This is a genomic window from Paenibacillus sp. RUD330, assembly GCF_002243345.2.
Classification (GTDB): domain Bacteria; phylum Bacillota; class Bacilli; order Paenibacillales; family Paenibacillaceae; genus Paenibacillus_O.
In genome coordinates this window covers 4,463,917-4,487,500 of record NZ_CP022655.2, presented here as the reverse complement: position 1 = coordinate 4,487,500, position 23,584 = coordinate 4,463,917, and the positions used below count along the sequence as shown (strand labels likewise).

Below are 23,584 nucleotides of genomic sequence, written 5' to 3'. Positions count from 1 at the left end.
ACGACCCGATCAAGGGCAATTTGAAGCAGCTGTGGAAGCTGAAGGACAAAAACCCGAATCTGAAGACGGTCATCTCCGTGGGCGGCTGGACATGGTCGAACCGCTTCTCCGATGTCGCCGCTACCGCTGCTACGCGTGAAGTGTTTGCGAACTCCTCGGTCGATTTCATCCGGAAATACAAAATGGACGGGGTCGACCTCGATTGGGAGTATCCGGTCAGCGGCGGCCTCGCCGGCAACAGCTACCGTCCGGAAGACAAGCAGAACTACGTTCTGCTGCTGCAGAAGATCCGCGAGAAGCTGGACGCGGCAGGCAAGACAGACGGCAAGCAGTACCTGCTTACGATCGCATCCGGTGCGGGTCCTTCCTACATCCAGAACAATGATCTCAAAGGAATTGCCAATACCGTCGACTGGATCAATATCATGACCTACGATTTCAACGGCAGCTGGAATACGACGAGCGGCCACAACGCTCCGTTGTATTACGATCCGGCAGCAGCCGGCACGGGGCTGACCGATCCCCAGAACTTCAACATCGACAAAGCGGTTACGACGTATCTGGCGAGCGGAGTTCCAGCCAGCAAGCTTGTTCTCGGCACGCCGTTCTACGGCCGCGGATGGGGAGGATGCCCGTCTGCCGGCAACGGCCAGTATCAGAAGTGCGCCGGCATCTCTTCGACAGGCACATGGGAAAAAGGCAGCTACGACTTCTATGATCTTGAAGCCAACTACATCAACAAGAACGGCTATACCCGCTACTGGAACGATCAAGCCAAAGTGCCTTATCTCTACAATCCTTCCAACCAAACGTTCATCAGCTATGATGATGTCCAGTCCATGGGCTACAAGACGGACTACCTGAAGTCGAAGGGCCTTGCAGGCGCCATGTTCTGGGAAACGAGCGGCGACCGCAACAAAACGCTGCTGAACAAGCTGAACACGGATCTAGGTTCCGGCTTCACGCCGACTCCGACACCAAGCGCAACGCCGACTCCATCGGCGACACCGACTCCGTCTGCTACACCAACGCCTAGCGCAACACCGGCCCCGACGCCAACCCCAACCCCTACACCGACCCCGGGCCAATGCTCGGCGGCGGCATGGGTGGCCACGACGGCTTACACGGGCGGCCAGCGCGCTTCCTACAATGGCGTTCTCTATGAAGCCAAATGGTGGACCCAAGGCGATCGCCCCGATCTGAGCGGAGCGGACGGCCCTTGGAAATCGGTCGGAGCCTGCGGCACCGCTTCTCCAACGCCGACTGCGACCCCGACGCCGGCTCCTACGGCAACGCCAACGCCGACAGCGACACCGAAGCCATCGGCAACCCCGACGCCAAGCGCGACCCCGACACCTGCTCCTTCCGCTACTCCCGGAGCCAACGCCTGGAAAGCGGGAGTGGCTTACAAAGCCGGTGATGTCGTCACTTACGGGGGCAAGTCCTATACCTGCCTTCAGCCTCATACGTCCCTGACGGGCTGGGAGCCGTCGACGACTCCTGCCCTCTGGAAGCTGAACTAAGGCCGGCTCCAACCCCGATATCGATCCCGGCGCTCCTGTCCTGCGATAACATCCATGCCTGATTTTGGCTGGCGTGGCGGCAGGGGCGCTTTTTTCCATGCCTGAGCATCGACCATGAACTCTCTGGAGGAACGCGCATGAAAGCAAAAGCAAATCGGAAAGCGATAGGCCAAGCCCGTATTTTGGCCGCGTTGATGAGTCTCGTCGTCCTGCTCCCGCTCTACTCCAGCGCAGCGGGCATCTATTCGCCGATCGCCAAGGCTGCCGGAGGAGCTCCTGCCGATCCCGCTCCCGCACCCGATCATCCCCGCAAAATCGTCGCTTATTTCCCTGAATGGGGCGATCAGGAAAACAAGGGTTTCTACACGGTCGACAAAATACCGTGGGATAAAATCACCCATATCAACTATGCCTTCGCCAAGGTCAACACGCAGACGAACAAAATCGACTTCATGGACCGCAAAGCCGCTATCGAAAAGGATTATCCCGGCCAGCTTGCCAACCTGTCCTTCAAAGGGCATTTCAACCAGCTGGTCAAATACAAGCAGCTGTACCCCGACGTCCGCACGCTGATCTCGGTCGGAGGCTGGTCAGGCTCGGGCGGATTCTATGGGATGGCCAATTCCGAAGCCGGGCGCGAGACATTCGCGAGCAGCGTCGTCGACTTCCTGCGCACGTACCGATTCAACGGCGTCGACATCGACTGGGAGTACCCGTCGGGAACCGGGCAATCCGGCAATCCGATCGATTCCTCCGTTGCGGAGCCGCTGCGCAAGGTGAACTACGACAACTACGTCCTTCTTATGAAAAAGCTTCGCGAGAAGCTGGATGCGGCAGGGGCTCAGGACAACCAGAAATACGATCTGACTATCGCGGCAACGGCCTCCTCCTGGATCCTTGGCGGGATGAAGCTGGGCGAAGCGAATCCATACCTCGACTGGGCGAACCTGATGACGTACGACTTCCATGGAGCTTGGAACGGCTATGTCGGTCCCCACTCGGCGTTGTATCCCGATTCGCGCGATACGGAGACGGCCGCCCTTGGGACGCCGGTATTGAATACGGACTGGGCCGTGCGGTATTATCTCGGAACGCTGCCGCCCGAGAAGATCGTCGTCGGCGTCCCTTATTACTCCCGAGGCTGGAAAAATGTGAACGGCGGCATCAACAATACCGGGCTGTGGGGCAGCGCCGCGACAACCGGAGGCGGCGCCGACGGGGATTACGGCATCTGGAACGATCCGGCACCGGAGCAGCCTGCAGGCGCCAACCCGATCTGGCATATCCTCAATCTGCTCAAGGATCCTGCGAACAGGCGCTATTTTGACTCCGTGACAAAAACGCCCTACCTCTATAATGCGGACAAGAAGATTTTCCTCTCCTATGAGGATACGGAGTCGCTCGGCTACAAGCTCGACTACATCAAGGAAAAAGGGCTGGGCGGCATGATGTTCTGGGAGCTGACGGGCGATTATTCCCAGCAGGCCGACGGCACGTACACGTACGGCAATTCTCTGACCAGCTTCGCCTACGATAAGCTGAAGACGGCATCGCCTCCGGGTGGGGCGGCCAAGCCGCAATTGCCGACCCCGAAAAATTTCACCATCGGCTTCAGCGGCAACTACGACCATCCGAACTATACCTACTCGTTGAAAATAACGAACACCACAGGCGCGGATATCGCTGGAGGCTGGAAGCTGGAGTTCGATCTGCCGACGACGACGTCCCTCACTTCCGCTTGGGGAGCCGGATCGGTGGAACAGCTATCTGCGGGCTGGGATTTCAACCGGTACCGGATTACAGGTACGGCGACACAGACGATTGCGAATGGCGCGACGCTGGATATACCCGGCATGATGAAGCTGGCGTTCTCCGGAGGACCGCAGCGGGTGACGCTGAACGGAAGCTCCTCGCAGCAGGAGTACGACAAGCTTTATGGAGGCGCGCCGACGCCAACGCCTAGCGTCATGCCGACGCCTAGCGCAACGCCGAAACCATCCGCCACGCCGGCTCCGACTCCATCGGCGACGGCTTCACCTACCGCGACGCCGACGCCAAGTCCAACCCCGTCCCCATCTCCGGGAGCATGCTCCGCAGCAGCATGGATATCCACGACCGCCTATACCGGGGGGCAACGGGCATCATACAATGGCGTCCTGTATGAAGCTAAATGGTGGACCCAGGGCGATCGCCCTGACTTGAGCGGAGCCAACGGTCCTTGGAAATCGGTTGGAGCCTGCGGAACGGCAACGCCGACCCCGGCACCGACGGCAACGCCGACCCCGGCGCCGACGGCAACGCCGACCCCGGCGCCGACGGCAACGCCGACCCCGGCACCGACGGCAACGCCTGGCGTCTATGCATGGAAGGCAGGCGTAGCGTATAAAGCAGGCGATATCGTGGCCTACGGCGGCAAGAGCTACACTTGCCTCCAGCCGCACACCTCCCTGACCGGCTGGGAGCCGTCCACGACTCCTGCCTTGTGGAAGCTGAACTGATTCCGGACAAAGCATAGCCGATTCCAGCGCTTTTACCGTGCAGCCTAATCCCCTCCGAAGAGGGAGGCGCGGTAAAGGCGCTTTTTCTGCAAGAGGGAGGCACGGCGGCGCTTCCCATCCCGAAAGGGGGATGCCCGGCTGGGTTGCTGTTCATCCTTTGAAAACAGGACCCGGAATCAACCGCTTAAGTAAGGGGGCAGAGCTTTCTTGCCAGGGACATGCAGGTATTGGGGCAGGTTTTCAGCCTGAGGCGGCGAAGTCTAGAGGATAGAACATCCAAGGAGGATCGAGCCATGAACATACTTGTGCTGGGCGGAACGCGGTTTGTAGGCAAGAGGCTGGTCAATCTTTTGCTGGAGGAAGGCCATGAAGTGACGATCGGCACGAGGGGGAAAACGGATGCGTCCTTTATTCGTCCGGTGGAGCATCTGGTGCTGGACCGCGAGGACAAGGCTTCGCTTGCCGCCGCGGCGGATGGCCGTGCGTGGGATGTCGTCTATGATCAGATCTGCTATTCGCCGGAGGATGCGGCCCTTGCGGTCGAGGTATTCGCAGGCAAAACGAAGCGCTATATCGAGGTATCCACTTTATCCGTATACGAAGAATCGCCGGAAAGGCTTGCGGAAACCGCATGGATGCCGGCAGGCTATCCGGTCACGGGCGGCAGCCGGCATACGCTGAGCTACGGGGAAGGCAAGCGGCAGGCCGAGGCCGTCCTGTGGGAGCAAGACCGATTCGAAGCGGTCATGGTCCGGTTTCCGATTATACTGGGGCCGGACGATTATACGAAGCGCCTGCACTTCCACGTCGACAAGGTGCTCGGCGGGGAACCGATCGGAGTGCCGTCCCCGGAAGCGAGAATCTCGTTCGTGCATTCCGCCGAAGCGGCGGCGTTCCTGTGCTGGCTCAAGGACAGCTCCTTGACCGGACCGGTCAACTGCTGCTCGAACGGGGATATATCCATCCGGGAGGTCATCGGCCTCGTGGAGAAGGCGGCCGGCAAAACGGCCGTCATCCGGGAGCAGTCGGCGGATGAACAGAAATCCCCTTTCGGCATCGGGGAGTCCTGGCACATGGACAACTCCCTCGCTGCTGCGGCGGGCTTCGAGTTCTACAGCCTTGAGCAATGGCTGCCCGAGCTTGCGGAACAGCTCGCTGCCGAGGCGGAGGCTGCTCCTGCCGGAAACTGATCGGCTGTACGGCGAGGCAGCTGTGACATCCATGCCGGTCCGGCATCCATGAAAGAAGAGATAGCCTAGAAGCCGCTCCCTGCCGGAGCGGCCTTTCTGTTCTTGAGATGGCGGAGCAGGAGGGCTGCCGCGAAGGCGCAGAGCAGCGCGCACAAGCCGATGAACAGGAAGCCGGCCTGCATGCCGCGCATCTCCCCGCTGCCGGAGCTGCCGAACAGACGTCCGAAGCCGTCGGTGATGGCTCCGATCAGGAGGTTGCCGGCAACGCTTGCAAATCCGAGCATCGTCACCGTAAAGGTGATGGCCGCATCGCTCCGGCCTGCGTAGCGGACAGCCAGAAACGCCATGACTGTCGGATAGATCGGAGCGATGCCGGCTCCTGCGAGAGCGAACAGCCAGGCTCCCGGCTCCCCCGCGAATACGGCCGCGACGGTGCAAAGACCGGAAAACAGGGAGAAAATGAGAATGGAGCGGATAAGGCCGATCCGGTCGGTAAGAGGGCCAAGCACGAGCCGAGCCGCAGTGAAGCAGACGAAGAAGCCCGAGAGCATCGCGGAAGCGGCCGTCCCGTCCCAGCGGTAGGCTTTTTCCAGAAAGGCGGGAAGCCAGCCTCCGAAAGCCATCTCGGCCACGACTCCCGCGGAGAGGATGGCAACGATAAACCAGGCCACGGGATCTTTCGCGTACTGGCGCACCGAGAGGCCCACAGCTGGTGCGGGATCGCCAGGCTCCGCCTCTTGCTTGCCGGCGGAAGAACGATCTTCGGAGCTTTCCTTGCCGGGGAAGCGTGCGAGCAAAGCCGGGATGGCAGGCAGGATCGAGAGGGCCATGACGAGGGCATACATTCCTCCCCACCCGAGCGGACCGCCGTCTCCAGGACGGAAAGCCATCAAATACGCGGCGGCCAGAGGCGCGGCCATGGAGCTGAGACCGTAAAAGAAATGCGCGAGATTCATCATCGTCCCTGCGTTGCGGGTGAAGATCCGCGCCCCAAGCAAGGACAGGACGATCTCGAGGGCGCCGTTGCCGATGTAGAGGAAGAAGTAGGCGGCGGACAGCGAAAAAAAGCCCGAGGAGGCCCAGATGAACAGCCCGGATACGGCCATCGCCCCGAAGCTGGCGACCGTCGTCGCGCGCATGCCGAGCTTGCGCACAAGCAAGCCGGTGAAGGAGCAGGCGATCAAATAACCGAGGGAATTGAAGGCCAGCAGCAGGCCAACCTGGAATTCGCTGATCCGCAGGTCGGCTTGCATGCGCGGTATGGCGGGGCCTTTAATGTTTTCCGATAGGCCGAAGATGAGATAGCCGGCGAAAACGACGGCGAGCAGCAAAAAAGAATTCCATGAAAACGAGCCGGCTCGCCCGCGCAAAGCATTCAACATCGGTGCCGCACCTCCGGAACTGGCATCCGGTAAGGCCGGACACTTTTCGTACCAATGTATCACACCGTTCGAGGGCCGACAATAACGGGCTTGCTCCGCCGTTTCGGGGGAAGAATGAGAGGATGAGAACATTCAGGCGGAGAGGAATTCACGTCATGAAAAGCACATCCTGGGTAAAGCATGCGAAAAACATAGCCGCCATCCTGGCCGGCTCCGCCCTCATGGGGTTCGGAATCAATGAAATCAATCTGGCGAACGGCTTGGCGGAAGGAGGGATCACGGGCATTGCCCTGATTCTCAACTACGTGCTCGGCTGGAGCCCCGGCTGGTCAAGCCTCATCATTAACGTCCCTATCTTTTTGCTGGGCTGGAGATACATGGGGCGAACCAGTTTTATTTATGCCGTGATCGGCTCGCTCAGCCTCTCGCTGTTCCTCATCCTGTTCGAACCGTTCAGGCTGCCGCTTAAAGACCTGCTGCTGGCTTCCCTATATGCGGGGGCTATCGTCGGAGCGGGGCTGGGCATCGTATTCCGGTACGGGGGCATGACCGACGGGGTCGACGTCCTGGCGATGCTGTGCCGTCGATCGTTCGGCTGGAGCCTCGGAAGGACGATTTTCGTCACCGATGCGGCCGTTGTGGTGCTCTCGTTGATATATCTGGACCTGACAAGAGCCATGTACACGCTGATCGCCATGCTGGTCGGAGCGAGACTCATCGATCTCGTCCAGGAAGGCTCCCATTCGGCCAAGGCAGCGATCATCATTTCCCGGAAGCCGGAGCTGATCTCACGCGAGATTCTGCGCGAGCTCCGCCGGGGAGCGACGTTCCTCGACGGGAGAGGCGCATTCAGCAACAGGCGCGCCGAAGTGATTTACTGTGTCGTCAGCCGCAAGGAGACAGGCCGTCTGAAGAGGCTCGTGCATGAAGCCGATCCCGGCGCCTTTGTCACGTTCAGCGATGTGCACGAGGTCGTCGGCAAAGGCTGGCAGGAGCGGAATGAATCGGACGGCTAGCATTGCCAGACGCTCAACCCTATGATATAGTATAGCTATATGGGAACAAACGTTCTTGTCTGGAGGTAAGCTCATGTGCGCGAAGCGATTGGAGACGGTCGTCGTCAAGCAGGCGATGACCCGGGTCAAGGAAGAGAAGATGCCGTTCGGCTGGTCGATCAATCCATACCGCGGCTGCGCCCATGGCTGCAGCTTCTGTTATGCGAGAGCGTTTCAATCGTTCATCGGTCTTGGAAGCGACGAGTTCCAGGATCATATTCTCGTCAAGGACAATGCCGCCGAGGCGCTTCGCAAGCAGCTGCACAATATGGCTGCTTCCCGGCGCTTCGACCTGCAGGAGCTGGCGAGGGACATCGGCCATATCGCGATCGGCACGGCTACGGATCCTTATCAGCCTGCCGAGAGCAGCCGGCAGGTGACGCGGGAGTGCCTCAAGGTGCTTGCCCGCTATCGAGTGCCGGTATCGATCACGACCCGATCGCCGCTGGTTCTGCGGGATATGGACATCCTGGGCGACCTGAATCTGCTCTCGGTCAACATCAGCCTGAATACTCTCGACGATGAGCTCATCCGGTTCCTGGAGCCCGGCGCGCCGCTGCCGCGGCAGCGGCTGCAGGCTCTGGCCGAGCTCCGAAATGCAGGCTTTCCGGCCGGCGTGTTCGCGGCTCCGATCCTTCCGCTTCTGACCGACTCCCGTCCCCGGCTCGACGAGCTCATGGGAGCGGTCAAGGAGGCCGGAGCGGGTTATATGATGACTTCCTTGCTGCGCCTGACGCCGGACGTCAAGAGCTGGTACTATGGAATGCTTCAGCGGTACGATGCCTCCCTGCTTCCGGCTTACGACCGGATTTTTGCCGGAGCCTATGCGAGCCGCGACTATGCGGAGCGGATTCAGGACATCGTCTCGGAGCTCAGGGTATGGCACGGAATTCCGGAGGACCGATTCTATAGGGAAAGCGCGGGAAGCGTGCGGGAGAACGGAATGGGAACGACTGATGCCATGCTTGCCGTTCCTAGGCCTGAGGGGAGAGCCGTGCCTGTTGGTTCATGGGCCGAGTCCGCGAAGGAAGGGATATCGAAGCTGAATGCAGGGGCTGAGCTTTCTCCGGCAGCAGCGGATGGATATGCGGGGCAACGCCCTCTTTCCGAAGAACCCGGCTTGGCGGGCAAGCTGGCCCGCCTCAGGGAAAACCCCGGCGCGGGATGCACGCCGGGGACGGAGATCGAAGTATTGGAGCAGATGTCTCTCCCTTTCTGAGGCTTAGAAGCCGGTATGATATTTACGGGCGCTGGATGAATCGTTTTTGGTCTTGGTCTTGTCCTTCTCGTCCTGCTGCTCGATCGTCTGGTCTTCCACCGGAATGGAATCCACGTTCATCTGGGATGGATCTCCATCCATCAGGCTTTCCTTCTCCGTCGGCAGCTGCTCCGGATTGTCCCGGTGCTGGATGCTGGAGCCTCCAGGCTGATGGTCAAGCTTTTTCTTAGATGGTTCCGTCATCATGATCACCTCGTTGGATAGGTTGTACTTCTTTACCCGGCCGGACCCGGAAGTGAACCTGGACGATGCCATGACGAAGGGCGGCAGCCTGCAGTCGGCGGCATTCCAAGGATTGAATGCAAGGAGGGAACTCGGTTGAAGCTGGAAAGATTGCTCGGCATCACGATGCTGCTGCTCGGACGCAGGCGCGTCGGGGCTCAGGAGCTTGCCGAGCGCTTCGAAGTGTCGCTGCGCACCATATACCGCGACCTGGAAACGCTGAATATGGCCGGCATCCCCGTCATTTCCTATCCGGGCCTCTCGGGAGGCTACGAGATTATGGAGAGGTATCGTCTGGAGCGGCAATATTTGAGCTGCGATGAGCTGCAATCCATCGTGACAGCGCTGCGCGGAGTCGGGTCAGCCTTGAGCGGAGAGCAGCTTTCTTCGCTGATCGACAAGGTGATCGCCTTGGTGGAGCGATCCGGAAACGGTAGCGGGAGCTCCTCCGGCGAGCGGGTGTTGATCGATCTGCATCCGTGGAAGGAGAAGGAACGTCATCAAGCCATGCTGAGAACCATCCATGAAGCGCTGGATGGATGCAGGCTGCTGAGCATCGTCTATCTCGACTGGCAGGGAACGAGCAGCGAACGGACGGTGGAGCCGGTCGGACTTGCGCTGAAGGGTTATGTTTGGTATTTGCACGCTTATTGCCTGAAGCGCGGCGATTATCGAACCTTCCGCCTCAACCGCATGGAGCAGCTGGATCTCCTGCCGGAGACGTTCACCCGCCGCGATGTCGGTCTGCGAGAGCTAGACAAGCGCATGGCGATTCAAGGCAGCCTCAAAATTGATCTGAAGCTGCTGTTCCACCCCTCGGTCAAGACGAGAGTGCTCGATGATTACGACCGGAGCTTCATTGTCATCCGGGATGACGGCTGGCTGGAGGTCGCGGATCGAGAAGAACAGGGCTACTGGCTCTATTCGCGGCTGCTCAGCTATGGCCCTCATGTCAAGGTCGTCGATCCTCCCTATGTTGCCCGCAAGCTCATGGATCAGGCCGCGGAAATCCAAGCGTTGTACGAAGCCTGATGGACGTCCTGAACTTGGCTGGAACGGCCGATACGGCGCAAGCTGCCTACTAGCGGTGACGCGAGCCGCCTTGCTTGAATGAAGCGAGCCGCAATGCAGGTATAATGCGAGACGCAATGCAGTCATGAAGCGAGCCGCAATGCAGGTAGGATGCGAGCCGCCATGCAGTCATGAAGCGAGCCGTATTGCAGGTATGATGCGAGACGCCATGCAGGTATGACTCAAGCCGCCTTGTCTGTTGACAGGGCGGTTTTTGTCATGATAAAGTTCGATTATCAAACTATTTCAACATCGAACTTGTACAAGAAAGGAGGACTGGCGATGAGGGAAGAGCTGCTGCCGGACATCATCAAGCGGTACGAGGCCGCGAGCTTTGTCGTGACGAGGCGTTTCAACGCCTTGATCCAGGAGAAGCTTCCGGAGGATATGACAAGGGAGCAATTCGGCATTGTCCGTTATTTGAACTCGCGCGGAGAGTCGGGCGGGGGCTGCACTTCAACGGAGCTGGCGGACGCTTTTTGCGTGGGCAAAAGCACGATTACTTCCTTGATTACGCGGCTGGTCGACAAGGAATTGATCCAGCGCCATCCAGACGGCAAGGACCGCAGAGTCACGTATCTGTCGCTCACAGACAAAGGAATTCGGACAGCGAAGGAAACCGACCGGATCATCAAAGAAACTCTCGGACGTTATATCCAGGCATTCGAGGACGATGAAGCGCTGCAGTTCATTGAAACGTTCGAGTTTCTGGCCGACAAACTAAAGACTTGATAACCGGAGGGGAATCATTACTGTGAGAACGATATTGAAATGGCGCTGGGCCATATTGATTGTTTGGATCGCGGCTGCAGCCGGATTGATGCTGTCCGCTCCGGACATGCAGCAGCTCGTCAGGGACAAGGGCCAGATCACCGTCCCGGACGGCTATTCCTCGTCGATGGCTTCCAAGCTGATCAAGGAGAAGAACGCCCAGTCCTCCGGCGCGTCCAAAAAGGATGAGCTGTCGGCCGTCCTGGTGTTCCACCGTGCCGAAGGGCTGAGCGCCGACGATAAATCCGCCATCCGTTCGGGGCTCGACGCCATGAAGCATTCGGGCGGCAAGGAGGGAATCGTGTCGGTCACAGGTCCCTTCGACCAGAAGGAGCTTGAGGACCAGCTCATCTCCAAGGACGGCAAAACGATGCTTGCCCTCGTAGGCATCCAGAAAAACGGCCGTGAAGCCGTCGATCTGCAGGATGCGCTGTACAAGGCGGCTTCCGGCATCAAGACGGAGCATTATTACACTTCCGAATGGATGATCAACGAGGATCAGGTCAAAAGCTCGATGGAGGGCTTGGCCAAGACCGAGTACATCACCGTCATTTTCATCCTTGTCATTCTGTTCATCGTATTCCGTTCGGTCGTAGCGCCGTTCGTGCCTTTGCTTGCCGTCGGCCTGAGCTATCTGCTGTCGCAGTCGGTCGTGTCGTTCCTCGTCCAATACGCGGACTTCCCGCTCTCGAACTTCACCCAGATCTTCATGGTGGCGATCATGTTCGGCATCGGAACGGATTACTGCATCCTGCTGATCAGCCGGTACAAGGAAGAGCTGTCCCATGGACTGGACCGCACGGAAGCGATATTGGCCACGTACCGCACAGCCGGGCGCACGGTGCTGATCTCGGGGGCAGCGGTTCTGGTCGGCTTCGCGTCGATCGGCTTCTCCACCTTCGTGCTGTACCGCTCGGCGGTTGCTGTCGCCGTCGGGGTCGCCGTGCTTCTTATCGCGCTTGTCACGCTGGTTCCGTTTTTCATGGCGGTGCTCGGCAATGCGCTGTTCTGGCCGGCAAGAGGTTCCCTCGAGCATAAAGAAAGCCGCATGTGGGATCGCATGGGCCGCTTCTCCCTGCGCAAGCCGATATGGGCTCTCGTTATCCTCGCTATCTTCATCGTGCCCTTCATGGCCGCATACAAAAATACGATTTCCTTCAACTCGCTGCAGGAAATCGGGGATGATTACCGTTCCGTCAAGGCGTTCAATCTGATCTCCGACAGTTTCGGTCCCGGAGATTCGATGCCCTCGACCGTCATCCTGAAGGCGGATAAAAGCTTCGACAGCAAGGAAGGCCTGGCTGTCGTCGAGCAGATCAGTCGGGAGCTGTCGAAAGTGGAAGGCGTCAAGCTCGTACGCAGCGCCACCCGGCCTGCCGGATCTCCGCTGGAAGACCTCGAGGTATCCAAGCAAGCCGATACGCTTGGCGGCGGCATCGGGCAGAGCACGGATGGGCTCGACAAAATCGGCAAAGGGCTGCAGGAAGCCAGCACCAGCCTCGCGGACAACGCACCGAAGCTGAAGCAGGCTGCCGACGGTGCCGGCGAGCTCGTCACCGGCACCGCCAAGCTGCAGGACGGAGTCGAGCAGCTTGGGCAAGGCCTCGAGCGTATCCGCAAAGGGCTTGTGGACGGGGCGGCCGGCGCCAAGGAACTGAGCGCCGGACTTGCGCAAGCGCAGCATAGCGCCGAGCAGCTGGCGGCGGCAAGCGACAAGCTGCTGGCAGGCTACAAGCAGGTCGGAGGCGGATTGGCGCAGCTGTCTTCCGCTTACGGAGACGCCGCCGCCAGCCAGAAAGAGCTGGCCCAAGGACTTGCCGGATTGGAGCAGGCCTTCCAGGCGCTCGGCGACAAGTATCCGGAGCTGGCGGCCGACGCTCAGTTCCAGGGAGCGATGCAATCGCTCGGCCAGCTGTCCGGCGGAGCTTCACAGCTGTCCGGCGGACTGGAGAAGCTCAATGTCCAGCTGAACTCGGCTGCCAAAGGCATTGCGGATGCCAATGCCGGCTTGTCGCAGGCGGCAGCCGGTCAAGCGGCGCTTGGCGACGGCCTGAAGAAGCTGGCCGCGGGACTGGCATCGCTGCAGCAGGGAATTTCCCAAGCAGCAGCCGGCCAAGGCGAGGTCATCGGCCGCCTGCCGGAGGTGACGAGCGGCTTCAGCTCCCTGCAGGAAGGACAGAAGCAGCTGCAGACCGGCTTTGCCGATCTCGACAAGCAGCTGGGGCAGCTTACCGGCGGGCTTGACCAGAGTGTCGACGGCATCAGCCAAGTATCGAACGGGCTTGGCGAAGCACGGACTTATCTGGATGAGCTGTCGGCACAGCCGGATTCGGGCCTCAGCGGCTGGAACCTGCCGGAGCAGGCTCTTGCCGATGCGGACTTCAAGAAGGCTCTTGAAACCTACTTGTCTCCTGAAGGCAACATGACGACTCTCGATGTCGTATTCTCGACGAATCCGTATGAAGAAGCCACGCTCAATAAGATCCCGGATGTGAACGCGGCCGTGGAGCGCGGCCTGAAAGGAACCGGCTACGAAGGCTCCACGTATGCGGTCGGAGGCATCACGAGCACCCAGCATGATCTCAATACGATCTCGGACGAGGATTATTCCCGCACCGTCATGCTGATGCTGATCGGCATATCCATCATTCTCATCCTTCTGTTCCGCTCGATCGTCATTCCGGCTTACATCATGGCCTCGCTGCTCATTACGTACTATACGTCGATGGCGATCGCCGAGGTCGTCTTCGCCCGGATTCTCGGTTATGACGGAATCAGCTGGGCCGTGCCGTTCTTCAGCTTCGTCCTGCTCATTGCGCTCGGCGTCGACTACAGCATCTTCCTGCTCGACCGCTTCCGCGAATACAAGCATCTGGCTCCCAAGGAAGGCATTCTGCGCGCCATGCGGAACATGGGATCGGTCATTCTGTCCGCCGCCGTCATTCTCGGGGGAACGTTCGCGGCGATGCTGCCTTCCGGGGTGATGTCGCTCATGCAGATCGCCACGATCGTCTTGTGCGGACTGGTCCTGTACGCATTCCTCATGCTTCCGCTCTTCATTCCGGTCATGGTCAGGACGTTCGGAGCGGCGAATTGGTGGCCGTTCATGCAGCAGCGCGAGAAAAGCGCGGATCATGGCTCCGAGGTGCAAGGGGAGCCGTTCATGGCGGACCGGTAGCAAGCTGCAAGGCGTAAAGAGCAGCCAGTGAAGCCTCGCTTCGCTGGCTGCTTTTTTCCCTCTGCATGCGCCTTCCTTCCTGTCGAATGCCGGGTGCCGGAACCGCCGGCGTCAAGCGGCGGAATCGACGGCGCCAAGCTTTTGCTTGCAGGGCGAGAAGCTTGTCAATTCGTATAGAACAGGTCGAAAAAAATATGGTACTCTAGTAGAAGCGGAATTTAGAGAGGAGCGGATATCCATATGAGCAGCGCGAGCAGTGCGTTTGAGGGCATCTATCAGGGACAAAAGGCGATTTATCTGCGGGCGGGAGCCTACGAAGCGGTCATGCTTCCCGAAATCGGAGGCAATCTGGTTGCCTTCCGTGATCTGGTCAACGGATACCGGTTCCTGCGCGAGCCGGCCCATGAGGACATGCAGAAGTTTCGGGAAAATTCCATCGTCTGGGGAATTCCGGTGCTTTTCCCGCCCAACCGGTACGAGGACGGCAAGTTCCCTTGGAACGGCAGAATCTATCAGCTTCCCATCAACGAGCCGGCAACGGACAACCATCTGCACGGATTCCTCTATCAAACCCCTTGGGAAGTAGATAGCTTCGGCCACAAGGGCGACGAGAGCTTCGTGACGGTGTCGGTAAAGGTCGACGAGGACCATCCCGCCTACCGCCGGCTGCCTTTCAACTATACGGTGCGCCTGCACTATTCTCTCGGACCGGACGGCCTGTCCCAACGGGTCACGCTCCGCAACGACGGAAGCGAATCGATGCCTTGCCTGCTGGCGTTCCATACGACGCTCAACGCGCCGTTCTCGCCGGGGAGCAAAGCGCAGGACTGCAAGCTCAAGCTGACGATCGGCGAGCGCTGGGAAATGAGCCCGAGGATGCTGCCTACCGGCTCCTTCATGCCACTGAGCACCGAAGAAGAGAGCATGAAGGAAGATGGAGTCGATCCGTTCTGGACGGCGTTGGACCACCATTACACGGCGATTCCCCAGAATGGCCGCAACCGGATGGAGCTGACCGACACGAAGCGCGGCGTCACGCTCGTCTACGATGTCGGAACGTCCTACAAGCAGTGGATGCTGTACAACAATCAGGGCCGGGGAGAGTTCTTCTGTCCGGAGCCGCAAGTGAACCTCGTCAATGCTCCCAACATGAGCCTTCCAGCCGAAGAGATGGGGCTGTTCGGACTGGAGCCGGGCGAGATTTGGGAAGAGCGAGCCCGCTTCTACGTCAAGGTAGGCCGCTGAGCCGCACAGCCGATCGGGACGACAGGACGCGACATTGACGTCGATTTCCCGGGAAATGTGAGAGCCGATCGGATGCATTGCTATCATCGAAGGAGGTTGGCCATGGATCTCAAGCTGAGCGGAAAACATGCGGTCATTACGGGAGGCAGCAAAGGCATCGGATACGCCGCTGCGCTCACGCTGGCGCGGGAAGGCGCCCATGTCGCCCTGATCGCCCGTACGATAGAGGATCTCGAAGCGGCGGCGGAACGGATTCGGGAGGAGACAGGGGCCGGCGTCCTGACGGCGGCCTGCGATGTTTCCGATGCCGATGGAGTCAAACAGGCCGTCACGGCCATCGCGGAGAAATGGGGCGGAAAAATCGACATTCTTGTCAACAATGCGGGAACGTCTGCGGCAGCCCCGTTCGAGGAGGTCGGCTTCGAGAGCTGGGAGGCCGATATCGGCCTGAAGCTGATGGGAGCCGTCCATATGACACGCGAAGCGCTGCCTTTCATGAAGCAGGCCGGCTGCGGCGCCATCGTCAACGTGACGGCGATCGGAGGAAAGTCGCCCGCGGCGGCTTCGCTTCCTTCCTCGGTGACCAGAGCGGCTGGAATCGCGCTCACCAAAGCGATGAGCCGGGATCTCGCAGCCGACGGCATCCGCGTCAACGCGGTCTGCATCGGCATGATCCGCAGCGATCAGATCGAACGGAAGTGGAGAAGCGACGCTCCCGAGCTCAGCTGGGAGGAGTATGCCCGGGATCCGCGCCATGCCGTTCCGCTCGGACGGATCGGAGATGCCCGGGAGGCAGCGGACGCCATCGTCTTCCTCGTTTCCGACGCGGCTTCCTATATAACGGGGACGGCGCTGAATATCGACGGAGGCAAATCGCCCGTGACCTGATTCCGGAGGACGATTCCGACATCCGTCTCGAACATAGAGGGATAAATCCGGCGCAGGGCCAGCTTGTCGCCTTCGCCGGCCAGAACAGGGGATAGAAAGTTGTCGAGCCAATCGAAGCGGAGAATTACGATCAGAACCAAGATTATCGCCGGTTACGCCGTCATTCTGTTATGCCTGGCGGTTTCGATTCTTGTCGTCTTCACCCAGCTGGACAAGGTCCAGCAAGAGACGAACTACATTACGAGCCATGATATCGAAGTCCATAATCTAACGAACAAAATCGAAAAAAACATGCTGGACATGGAGACGGGGCAGCGGGGATTCATTGTCACCGGCGAGGATAATTACCTGGTGCCGTACCGGAATGGATTTTCGGAATGGCAACTCAATTATGACAGCTTGATGGCGCTTATCTCGGACAATCCCCTGCAGATGCAAACCTTGGAATCGATCCGCACGGTCATCGAGGAATGGCTGGCTATTACGATGCCTGTCATCGACTCCAAGCAAAACGGGGATGAAGAGGCGGTCAGGAAATTCTATGTCATCGACCGCGGCAAGCAGGACATGGACAAGCTCCGGGGAATGTTCGAGGGATTCCGCGGAACGGAGAAAACCCTTACCGCCAAGCGGCTGGCCAATTTGGAGGAAGGAAACAGCATGCTTCGCACGACGCTGCTGTCTCTGCTCGGACTGTCCATTCTCCTGTCGGCTCTGATCGGCTGGCTGCTGTCGCGCTCCATCGTCCGCACGATCCGGAATGTGACGGATTGCCTGGAGGGCATGTCCGGGGAAAGCGAGCAGAGCGCAGCCGACCTTTCGATCCGGGTGCCGGTCTCGACCTCGGATGAAGTGGCCGATCTTGCCGCCGAGACGAACAAGCTGCTGGAGAAGCTCGAAGGCGAGAGCTGGATTCAGCGCTACAGCGTGGAACTAAGCTCCCGTCTGCAAGGCGCGGAGCATCTGAACGAGACGGCCGACATGGTGATCCGCTACATAACGGAGGCACTGAAGGCGCCTTATGGAGCGCTGTATATCTCCGATCCGCAGCTTTCCCGAGCCAAGCTGACGCTTGCCGCGTCCGTCTCGGGCAGCGGATCGGCTCTGGAGGGAGCGGCCGCCTCCTTCGGCTTCGGAGAAGGGCTTGTCGGACGCGCGGCTGCCGAAAAGCTCAAACGGGGCTACACCGTGCCGGAGACGTATATTCGGATCTCCTCCGGACTGGGCAGCGCTCCGCCTTCCCATTTGCTGCTGATTCCGGTCCTGTTCGAAGGAAAGACGCTGGGCGTGCTGGAGCTGGCATCCTTCAAGCCTTTCGAGCACCATCTGGAGACGTTCGCGGAGAAAGCGGCCGACATGCTGGGCAGCGCCCTCAACAGGCTGTTCACGCAAATGCAGATCCAGAGCCTCCTTCGCGAGTCCCAGGCGATGACGGAGGAGCTGCAGGTTCAGACGGAAGAGCTCCAGACCCAGCAGGAGGAGCTGACCGTATCCAACGAGCAGCTTGGACGGCAGTTCGTGCTGTCGGAGGAGAAGAACGACGAGCTGAGCCAAATCCAGGAGGAGCTGAAGCAGTATTCCGAGCGGCTGGAGCAGACTTCGCGCTACAAAAGCGAGTTTCTGGGCAACATGTCCCATGAGCTGCGTACGCCGCTCAACAGCATGCTGATCCTGTCGGAAATGCTGGCCGAGAATCCGGCCGGAAATCTGTCCGAGAAGGAAGAGGAATTCGCCCGCGTCATCCATTCCGCCGGGGAGGATCTGCTGGATCTCATCAACGACATCCTTGATCTGACGAAGATTGAGGCGGGACGCATGGATCTGCATGTGGATGCCATCAACATGTCGGAGCTGCCGGAGAGCGTCTTCTCCGGATTTTCCGGCATTGCCCACAAGCATCAGCTGGACTTCAAGATGAACTGCGGCGAGGATGTCCCTGCGACGCTGTACACGGATGAGAGGAAGCTGCGGCAAATTCTCAAAAACCTTCTTTCCAACGCCTTCAAGTTCACCCCTCAGGGAGGAGTGTCTCTGGAAATTGCGCTCGTCCCCGCTGCAGAAGCCGGGAAGCTGCTTCCGGAAGCGGAAGGGGAGAAGATCGTCTCCTTCAAGATCAGCGACACCGGAATCGGAATCGATCCTTCCAAGCAGGAAGTCATCTTCGACGCCTTCCAGCAGGCCGACGGCACGACGAGCCGCCAATTTGGAGGCACGGGCCTCGGTCTCTCGATTTCCCGCGAGCTCGCCGGATTGCTGCGCGGGCTCATCACGCTCGACAGCAGCCCGGGAGCGGGCAGCACATTCACCTTATATGTTCCATCGCTGTCCTCCTTGGCAAATGACGGCGGCGAAATGAAGAAACCGGCCGAGGCCGGATCGCATTCCTTCCCTGCGACGCCGGAGCGGCGAGGCTCGGAGCCGTCTTCGGCAACGGGAGCAGCCGCCAAGCAGCAGGCTGCCGCGTCATCCGACCGGATCGCCAGCCATCCGGCGCTGGCAGGCCGGCTTATCCTGCTCGTCGATGACGACATCCGCAATGTCTACAGCCTGTCGAATGCCCTGGAGATCGAAGGGGCGGAGGTGCTGACGGCGAACAACGGCGAAGAGGCGCTTCAGCTTCTGGACGAGCGGGAGGATATCGACATCGTCCTGATGGATATGATGATGCCGGTCATGGACGGCTATGAAGCGACGAGGCAGATACGCGAGCATCCCCTGTATCGCGATATTCCCGTCATCGCCCTGACCGCGAAGGCGATGATGCAGGACCGGGATCTATGCCTGGCCGCAGGGGCTTCCGATTACATCAGCAAGCCGATTGCGATCGAGCAGCTGTATTCCCTGATCGAAGTGTGGATGCCGAAGAAAAAAAGGGTTTGAACGGGCATGGCGTCCGGGTAAAAGGGAACAATATCCAATGAAGAGAAGGCATGAGGTGATTTCCGATGAAAACGCAAGGCCTGTTGATATCCGGCTTGGTTTTTGCCTTGCTGATTGCCATATTCGCCGTCATCAACGTCGATCCGGTGCGGGTCAACTTCATGTTCGCGACGACGAGCGCGCCGCTTATCCTGGTCATCCTGATCTCCGCTTTGCTGGGCGGCCTGAGCATTGGGCTTTTCGGAATCATCCGCCAGTACCGGCTCCAAAGGGAGATCAAAGGATTGAAAAGAGAGCTGGATGAATCCCGGGCGCTGCATAGCTCCGACCGGCCCGTCATCCACGATCGGGACCTGCTTGCGGAGCATGACGACGGATTGCTGAAACCCGCTGAATAAATTCCGATGCCCAAAGGCTGCGCCGTTCAAGCGGCGCAGCCTTTGCCATTGGCGAAGCTTGTCCATCTAGGAGGTCAACGATGAACTGCGAGGATTTGACGCTGCATACCGACAAATACCAGGTCAACATGATGTATGCCCACTGGAAGATGGGGACGCACAACCGCAAAGCCGTCTTCGAGATGTATTTCCGCAAGCTGCCCTTCGGCAACGGATTTGCCGTTTTCGCGGGCTTGCAGCGCATTGTCGACTACATCTCCAAGCTGGCTTTCAGCGAAGAGGACCTGGACTATCTCCGCACCCAGGAGGAACGATACGAGGAGGCTTTCCTCGACGAGCTGCGCTCCTTCCGTTTTACGGGCACGCTTGAAGCGGTGCCGGAAGGAACGCTCGTATTTCCGGGAGAGCCGCTGATCCGGGTCGAAGCGAGAATCATGGAAGCCCAGCTCGTGGAGACGGCACTTTTGAATGCGGCCAATTTCCAGACGCTGATCGCGACCAAGGCATCGCGCGTCAAGCAGGCGGCGGGAGACGATACGCTGCTCGAGTTCGGAACCCGGCGCGCCCAGGAAATGGATGCGGCGGTATGGGGAGCGAGAGCGGCTTACATCGCCGGCTTCCATGCCACCAGCAACATGAGAGCCGGCATGATGTTCGGCATGCCGGCAAAGGGAACCCATGCCCATGCCTGGGTACAGGCATTCGACAGCGAGCTGGAAGCCTTCATGAATTACGCCAAAGCGCTCCCGGATGGAGTCACGCTGCTCGTCGATACGTACGATACGCTCAAAAGCGGCGTCCCCAATGCCATCCGGACGGGTGAAGAGCTGCGGAAGGAAGGCAAGGAGCTCCAGGGCATCCGGCTCGACAGCGGCGATCTGGCGGTGCTGTCGAGAGAAGCCAGGCGGATGCTGGACGAAGCCGGATTCCCGGATGTGAAGATCGTCGCCTCCAACGACCTGGACGAGCACATCATCATGAATCTCAAGGCTCAGGGCGCGCGGATCGATACATGGGGCGTCGGCACGCAGCTGATCACGGCTGCGGATCAGCCCTCCCTCGGAGGGGTATACAAGCTCGTCGCCAGAGAGAAGGACGGCCGCTACGAGCCGGTGATCAAAATTTCCGGCAACCTCGATAAAGTGTCCAACCCGGGCGTCAAGGACATTTATCGCCTGATCGATCGCCGAAGCGGCATGGCTGTCGCCGATTTCATGACTTTGCGCGGGGATCCGGCGCCTGCCGAAGGAGCGGTGCTGAAGCTGGTCGATCCGGCCCACCCGTATGTGACGGCAGAGGCGGAGGATTATGTCGCCGTTCCGCTGCTGAATGCCGTCTTCCGGGACGGACGGCTGACGGGTGAGCTGCCCGCATTGGATGAGATTCGGGCTTACCACGCCGGGCAGCTGAAGCTGTTCCGCCAGCCGCATCTGCGCAAGCTGCATCCGGAGCCGTATCCGGTTGCTTTCAGCGAGTCGCTATGGAGCCTGAAGACGGAGATGATCCAGCGTGTCAAGCCAAGAACGGGAGGGCGCTGATTCCGCGAAGCGACCGAACGGCCCCCGCTCGCTGCCGCTCAGGCTGCTGCTGGGCATCGTCCATGCCGGATCCTGGATGACGGGCCTTCCCTTGCCGCGGATGCGCCCTGGCATGAAGCTGTTCATGAAGGGCTTGGATGCCGCCGCAGCCTTGCGGGTGGAGGGCAAGGCTGTCTGGAAGGACATCGCCGTCACAGCCGATGACGGCCGCATCATTCCTGTTCGCCTGTACCGGCCCGAGAGCGCAGGCGAGTCGGACAAGCTCCCGATCGTCTTGTATTTCCATGGCGGCGGTTTCGCTCTTGGCGACCATACCGCCCGGCATCGATACAATCGGGCCTGGTGCGTGCTGAGCGGCTGCATGCTGCTGTCGGTCGGGTACAGGCTGGCGCCGGAGCATCCCTATCCGGCCGGAGTGGAGGATGCCTACGACGTTTTGAAATGGGCCTCGCTCCATGCGTCTCGCTTGGGAGGAGACGGCAGCCGGATCGCCGTAGCCGGCGAGAGCGCTGGCGGCAATATCGCGGCCGTGACGGCTTTGCTGGCCAAGGAGCGCGGAGGGCCGGACATCGCCTGCCAGGCGCTGCTGTATCCGGCGGTCGATCTGACAGGCGGCGCCCGCAGCTCGGCACAGCCTTCGCTGCGGGAAAACGGCAGGCAGTATATGCTGACGCTGCGGCTGCTGCAGCAGTTCGCGTCCGGTTATGCCCCGAAGGAGCATCGAAGCCGGCCAGCCGTGTCTCCGCTGTTGGCGGATACGCTGGAGGGCTTGCCGCCGGCGCTTGTCGTCACGGCGGAGCTGGACCCGTTGCGCGACCAGGGGCATCAGTATGCCGAGCGCCTGCGGCGGGACGGAGTCGCGGTTGAATACCGCTGCTATGCGGGAATGATTCACGATTTTACGGCGATGATGCCGGGCTGGATTCCGGCTGCCGGACATTCGCTGCGGCTGGCGGCAACCTTTGTTCGGCGGGAGCTGGCTGCTGCAGGCGGGAGGATGCCGTTTGATGAAGATCCGGAATGTTCCCCGGGCGAGGAAGAGAGGACGGCGCTCATGGACTACATCTTGAGGGAGCGGAGTCCGGAGCTGATGGTCCAGGAGGAAGGATGAGCGAGATGAACGATGATGTGCGGATGAACACGCTGGAGGAAGAGAACCGGCAGCTGAGGGACCGCCTGTCCCGATGGGAGCAGGAGAAGGCTTCTCTCGAGGCGGAGGTCGCGAGGCTCACGGGGGAGATGCAGCGGCTGCGCCGAAGAATGGGCGGCAGCGGCTCGTCCATGTCGACCAAGCTGCAGGATGCGCTGCGGGAGTAGAGGCTTGGACTTGAAGGGCATGCTTTCGTTATAATAGAAGGAAGAGGACCCAGTATAGAGTCCTTGCAGTATCATTGAAAGCGACAATTACGATACCCCAGGAGGGATTGAGATATGGCAAACGAGCAAGCAGCGACATTCGCCGGAGGCTGTTTCTGGTGCATGGTGTCTCCGTTCGAGGAGCAGCCGGGCATCATCAAGGTCGTCTCCGGCTATACGGGCGGACATAAGGAGAACCCGACTTACGATGAAGTATGCGCGGGCGATACAGGCCATACGGAAGCCGTTCAGATCACTTTCGACGCCGATGTGTTCCCGTACGCCAAGCTTCTGGACATCTATTGGCAGCAGGTCGATCCGACGGATGCGATGGGCCAGTTCGCGGACCGCGGCGACTCGTACCGTCCGGTCATCTTCTATCATAGCGAGGAGCAGCGCAAGCTGGCGGAGGAATCCAAGCGCAGCCTCGAGGAGAGCGGGCGCTTCGACCGTCCGATCGTCGTCACGATCGAGCCTGCGGCAACGTTCTACGATGCGGAGGACTATCATCAGGACTACCACAAGACCCATCCGTTCCGCTACAAGATGTACCGCAAAGGCTCCGGCCGCGACGCCTTCATCAAGGAAAACTGGACGATGAAGAAAAACGAGGACGATCTGCGCACGCGGCTCAACCCGATGCAGTACGAGGTGACCCAGAACAACGGCACGGAGCCCCCGTTCCGCAACGAATTCTGGGATCACAAGGAGGAAGGGATCTACGTCGACATCGTTTCGGGAGAGCCTTTGTTCAGCTCCCTCGACAAGTTCGATTCCGGCTGCGGCTGGCCGAGCTTCACCCGCCCGCTGAGCAAGCAGGGCGTCAACGAGAAGACGGACACGAGCCATTTCATGGTCCGCACCGAGGTCCGCAGCACCCGCGCCGATTCCCATCTGGGCCATGTGTTCGACGACGGTCCGAAGGACCAGGGCGGTCTCCGCTATTGCATCAATTCCGCTGCGCTGCGTTTCATTCCGATGTCGGAGCTGGAGCAGGAAGGCTACGGCGAGTATGTTTCCCTCTTCCGGTAAGGTTTAACCGGCATGCCCAAAACAGCCGCCCGGCGTCATCGCGAGATGATGCCGGGCGGCTGTTCGGCGTTTATTCGG

Annotated in this window: 18 protein-coding genes (1 of these 18 cut by a window edge); 16 read left to right on the top strand and 2 right to left on the bottom strand. The window is 59.9% G+C overall.

The window, feature by feature from the left end; genetic code table 11:
* From CIC07_RS20560 to CIC07_RS20545, 3 genes are all read left to right on the top strand, one after another.
* A protein-coding gene (locus CIC07_RS20560) for a glycosyl hydrolase family 18 protein (protein ID WP_076356690.1) crosses the window boundary here: on the top strand, window positions 1-1,523 show its 3' portion. The gene continues 388 nt to the left of window position 1, outside the view; the window shows 1,523 of its 1,911 coding nt (coding positions 389-1,911); its start codon lies off the left edge, out of view; it ends in the stop codon at window positions 1,521-1,523.
* A 137-nt stretch (window positions 1,524-1,660) separates the two neighbouring features.
* Window positions 1,661-4,021 (top strand): glycosyl hydrolase family 18 protein, encoded by a 2,361-nt coding sequence (locus CIC07_RS25230; protein ID WP_094248210.1) that lies wholly within the window; start codon window positions 1,661-1,663, stop codon window positions 4,019-4,021.
* A gap of 293 nt (window positions 4,022-4,314) precedes the next feature.
* Entirely contained in the window at window positions 4,315-5,211 is an 897-nt protein-coding gene (locus tag CIC07_RS20545; protein ID WP_076353380.1) for an NAD-dependent epimerase/dehydratase family protein, read from the top strand.
* A gap of 65 nt (window positions 5,212-5,276) precedes the next feature.
* Here the strand turns inward: CIC07_RS20545 and CIC07_RS20540 are convergent, their stop codons facing one another.
* Window positions 5,277-6,593, bottom strand: coding sequence for an MFS transporter (locus CIC07_RS20540; protein ID WP_076353382.1), 1,317 nt, complete (start codon window positions 6,591-6,593; stop codon window positions 5,277-5,279).
* A 155-nt stretch (window positions 6,594-6,748) separates the two neighbouring features.
* Between CIC07_RS20540 and CIC07_RS20535 the strand changes: the two genes are divergently transcribed.
* Window positions 6,749-7,609, top strand: coding sequence for a YitT family protein (locus CIC07_RS20535; RefSeq protein WP_076353384.1), 861 nt, complete (start codon window positions 6,749-6,751; stop codon window positions 7,607-7,609).
* Window positions 7,610-7,682: 73 nt separating this feature from the next.
* Window positions 7,683-8,867: an SPL family radical SAM protein gene (locus CIC07_RS20530; RefSeq protein ID WP_076353386.1), complete on the top strand. Its 1,185-nt coding sequence runs from the start codon at window positions 7,683-7,685 to the stop codon at window positions 8,865-8,867.
* Between the two features lie 3 nt (window positions 8,868-8,870).
* Here the strand turns inward: CIC07_RS20530 and CIC07_RS20525 are convergent, their stop codons facing one another.
* Window positions 8,871-9,113, bottom strand: a complete 243-nt coding sequence (locus CIC07_RS20525; protein WP_076353388.1) for a YczO family protein — start codon at window positions 9,111-9,113, stop codon at window positions 8,871-8,873.
* Window positions 9,114-9,245: 132 nt separating this feature from the next.
* On the opposite strand from CIC07_RS20525, the gene CIC07_RS20520 reads away from it, so the two are divergent.
* From CIC07_RS20520 to msrB, 11 genes are all read left to right on the top strand, one after another.
* Window positions 9,246-10,181, top strand: a complete 936-nt coding sequence (locus CIC07_RS20520) for a helix-turn-helix transcriptional regulator (RefSeq protein ID WP_076353390.1) — start codon at window positions 9,246-9,248, stop codon at window positions 10,179-10,181.
* Window positions 10,182-10,502: 321 nt separating this feature from the next.
* Entirely contained in the window at window positions 10,503-10,952 is a 450-nt protein-coding gene (locus CIC07_RS20515; protein ID WP_076353392.1) for a MarR family winged helix-turn-helix transcriptional regulator, read from the top strand.
* Between the two features lie 22 nt (window positions 10,953-10,974).
* Window positions 10,975-14,169, top strand: a complete 3,195-nt coding sequence (locus CIC07_RS20510) for an efflux RND transporter permease subunit (RefSeq protein ID WP_076353394.1) — start codon at window positions 10,975-10,977, stop codon at window positions 14,167-14,169.
* Between the two features lie 240 nt (window positions 14,170-14,409).
* The gene (locus tag CIC07_RS20505) at window positions 14,410-15,414 is read left to right on the top strand and encodes an aldose 1-epimerase (protein WP_076353396.1); all 1,005 of its coding nucleotides are present in this window, start codon (window positions 14,410-14,412) and stop codon (window positions 15,412-15,414) included.
* A 102-nt stretch (window positions 15,415-15,516) separates the two neighbouring features.
* Window positions 15,517-16,302, top strand: a complete 786-nt coding sequence (locus CIC07_RS20500; RefSeq protein ID WP_076353398.1) for an SDR family NAD(P)-dependent oxidoreductase — start codon at window positions 15,517-15,519, stop codon at window positions 16,300-16,302.
* Window positions 16,303-16,401: 99 nt separating this feature from the next.
* Window positions 16,402-19,182 (top strand): CHASE3 domain-containing protein, encoded by a 2,781-nt coding sequence (locus CIC07_RS20495; protein ID WP_139334396.1) that lies wholly within the window; start codon window positions 16,402-16,404, stop codon window positions 19,180-19,182.
* Between the two features lie 65 nt (window positions 19,183-19,247).
* Entirely contained in the window at window positions 19,248-19,580 is a 333-nt protein-coding gene (locus tag CIC07_RS20490; RefSeq protein ID WP_076353400.1) for a LapA family protein, read from the top strand.
* Between the two features lie 80 nt (window positions 19,581-19,660).
* Window positions 19,661-21,118, top strand: coding sequence for a nicotinate phosphoribosyltransferase (locus tag CIC07_RS20485; RefSeq protein ID WP_076353402.1), 1,458 nt, complete (start codon window positions 19,661-19,663; stop codon window positions 21,116-21,118).
* Entirely contained in the window at window positions 21,090-22,229 is a 1,140-nt protein-coding gene (locus tag CIC07_RS20480; protein WP_094248208.1) for an alpha/beta hydrolase, read from the top strand. The genes CIC07_RS20485 and CIC07_RS20480 overlap by 29 nt, the downstream gene beginning before the upstream one ends.
* Window positions 22,226-22,435: a hypothetical protein gene (locus tag CIC07_RS20475; RefSeq protein ID WP_076353406.1), complete on the top strand. Its 210-nt coding sequence runs from the start codon at window positions 22,226-22,228 to the stop codon at window positions 22,433-22,435. The genes CIC07_RS20480 and CIC07_RS20475 overlap by 4 nt, the downstream gene beginning before the upstream one ends.
* A gap of 114 nt (window positions 22,436-22,549) precedes the next feature.
* Window positions 22,550-23,506: a peptide-methionine (R)-S-oxide reductase MsrB gene (gene msrB, locus CIC07_RS20470; RefSeq protein ID WP_076353408.1), complete on the top strand. Its 957-nt coding sequence runs from the start codon at window positions 22,550-22,552 to the stop codon at window positions 23,504-23,506.
* Window positions 23,507-23,584: the final 78 nt, after the last annotated feature.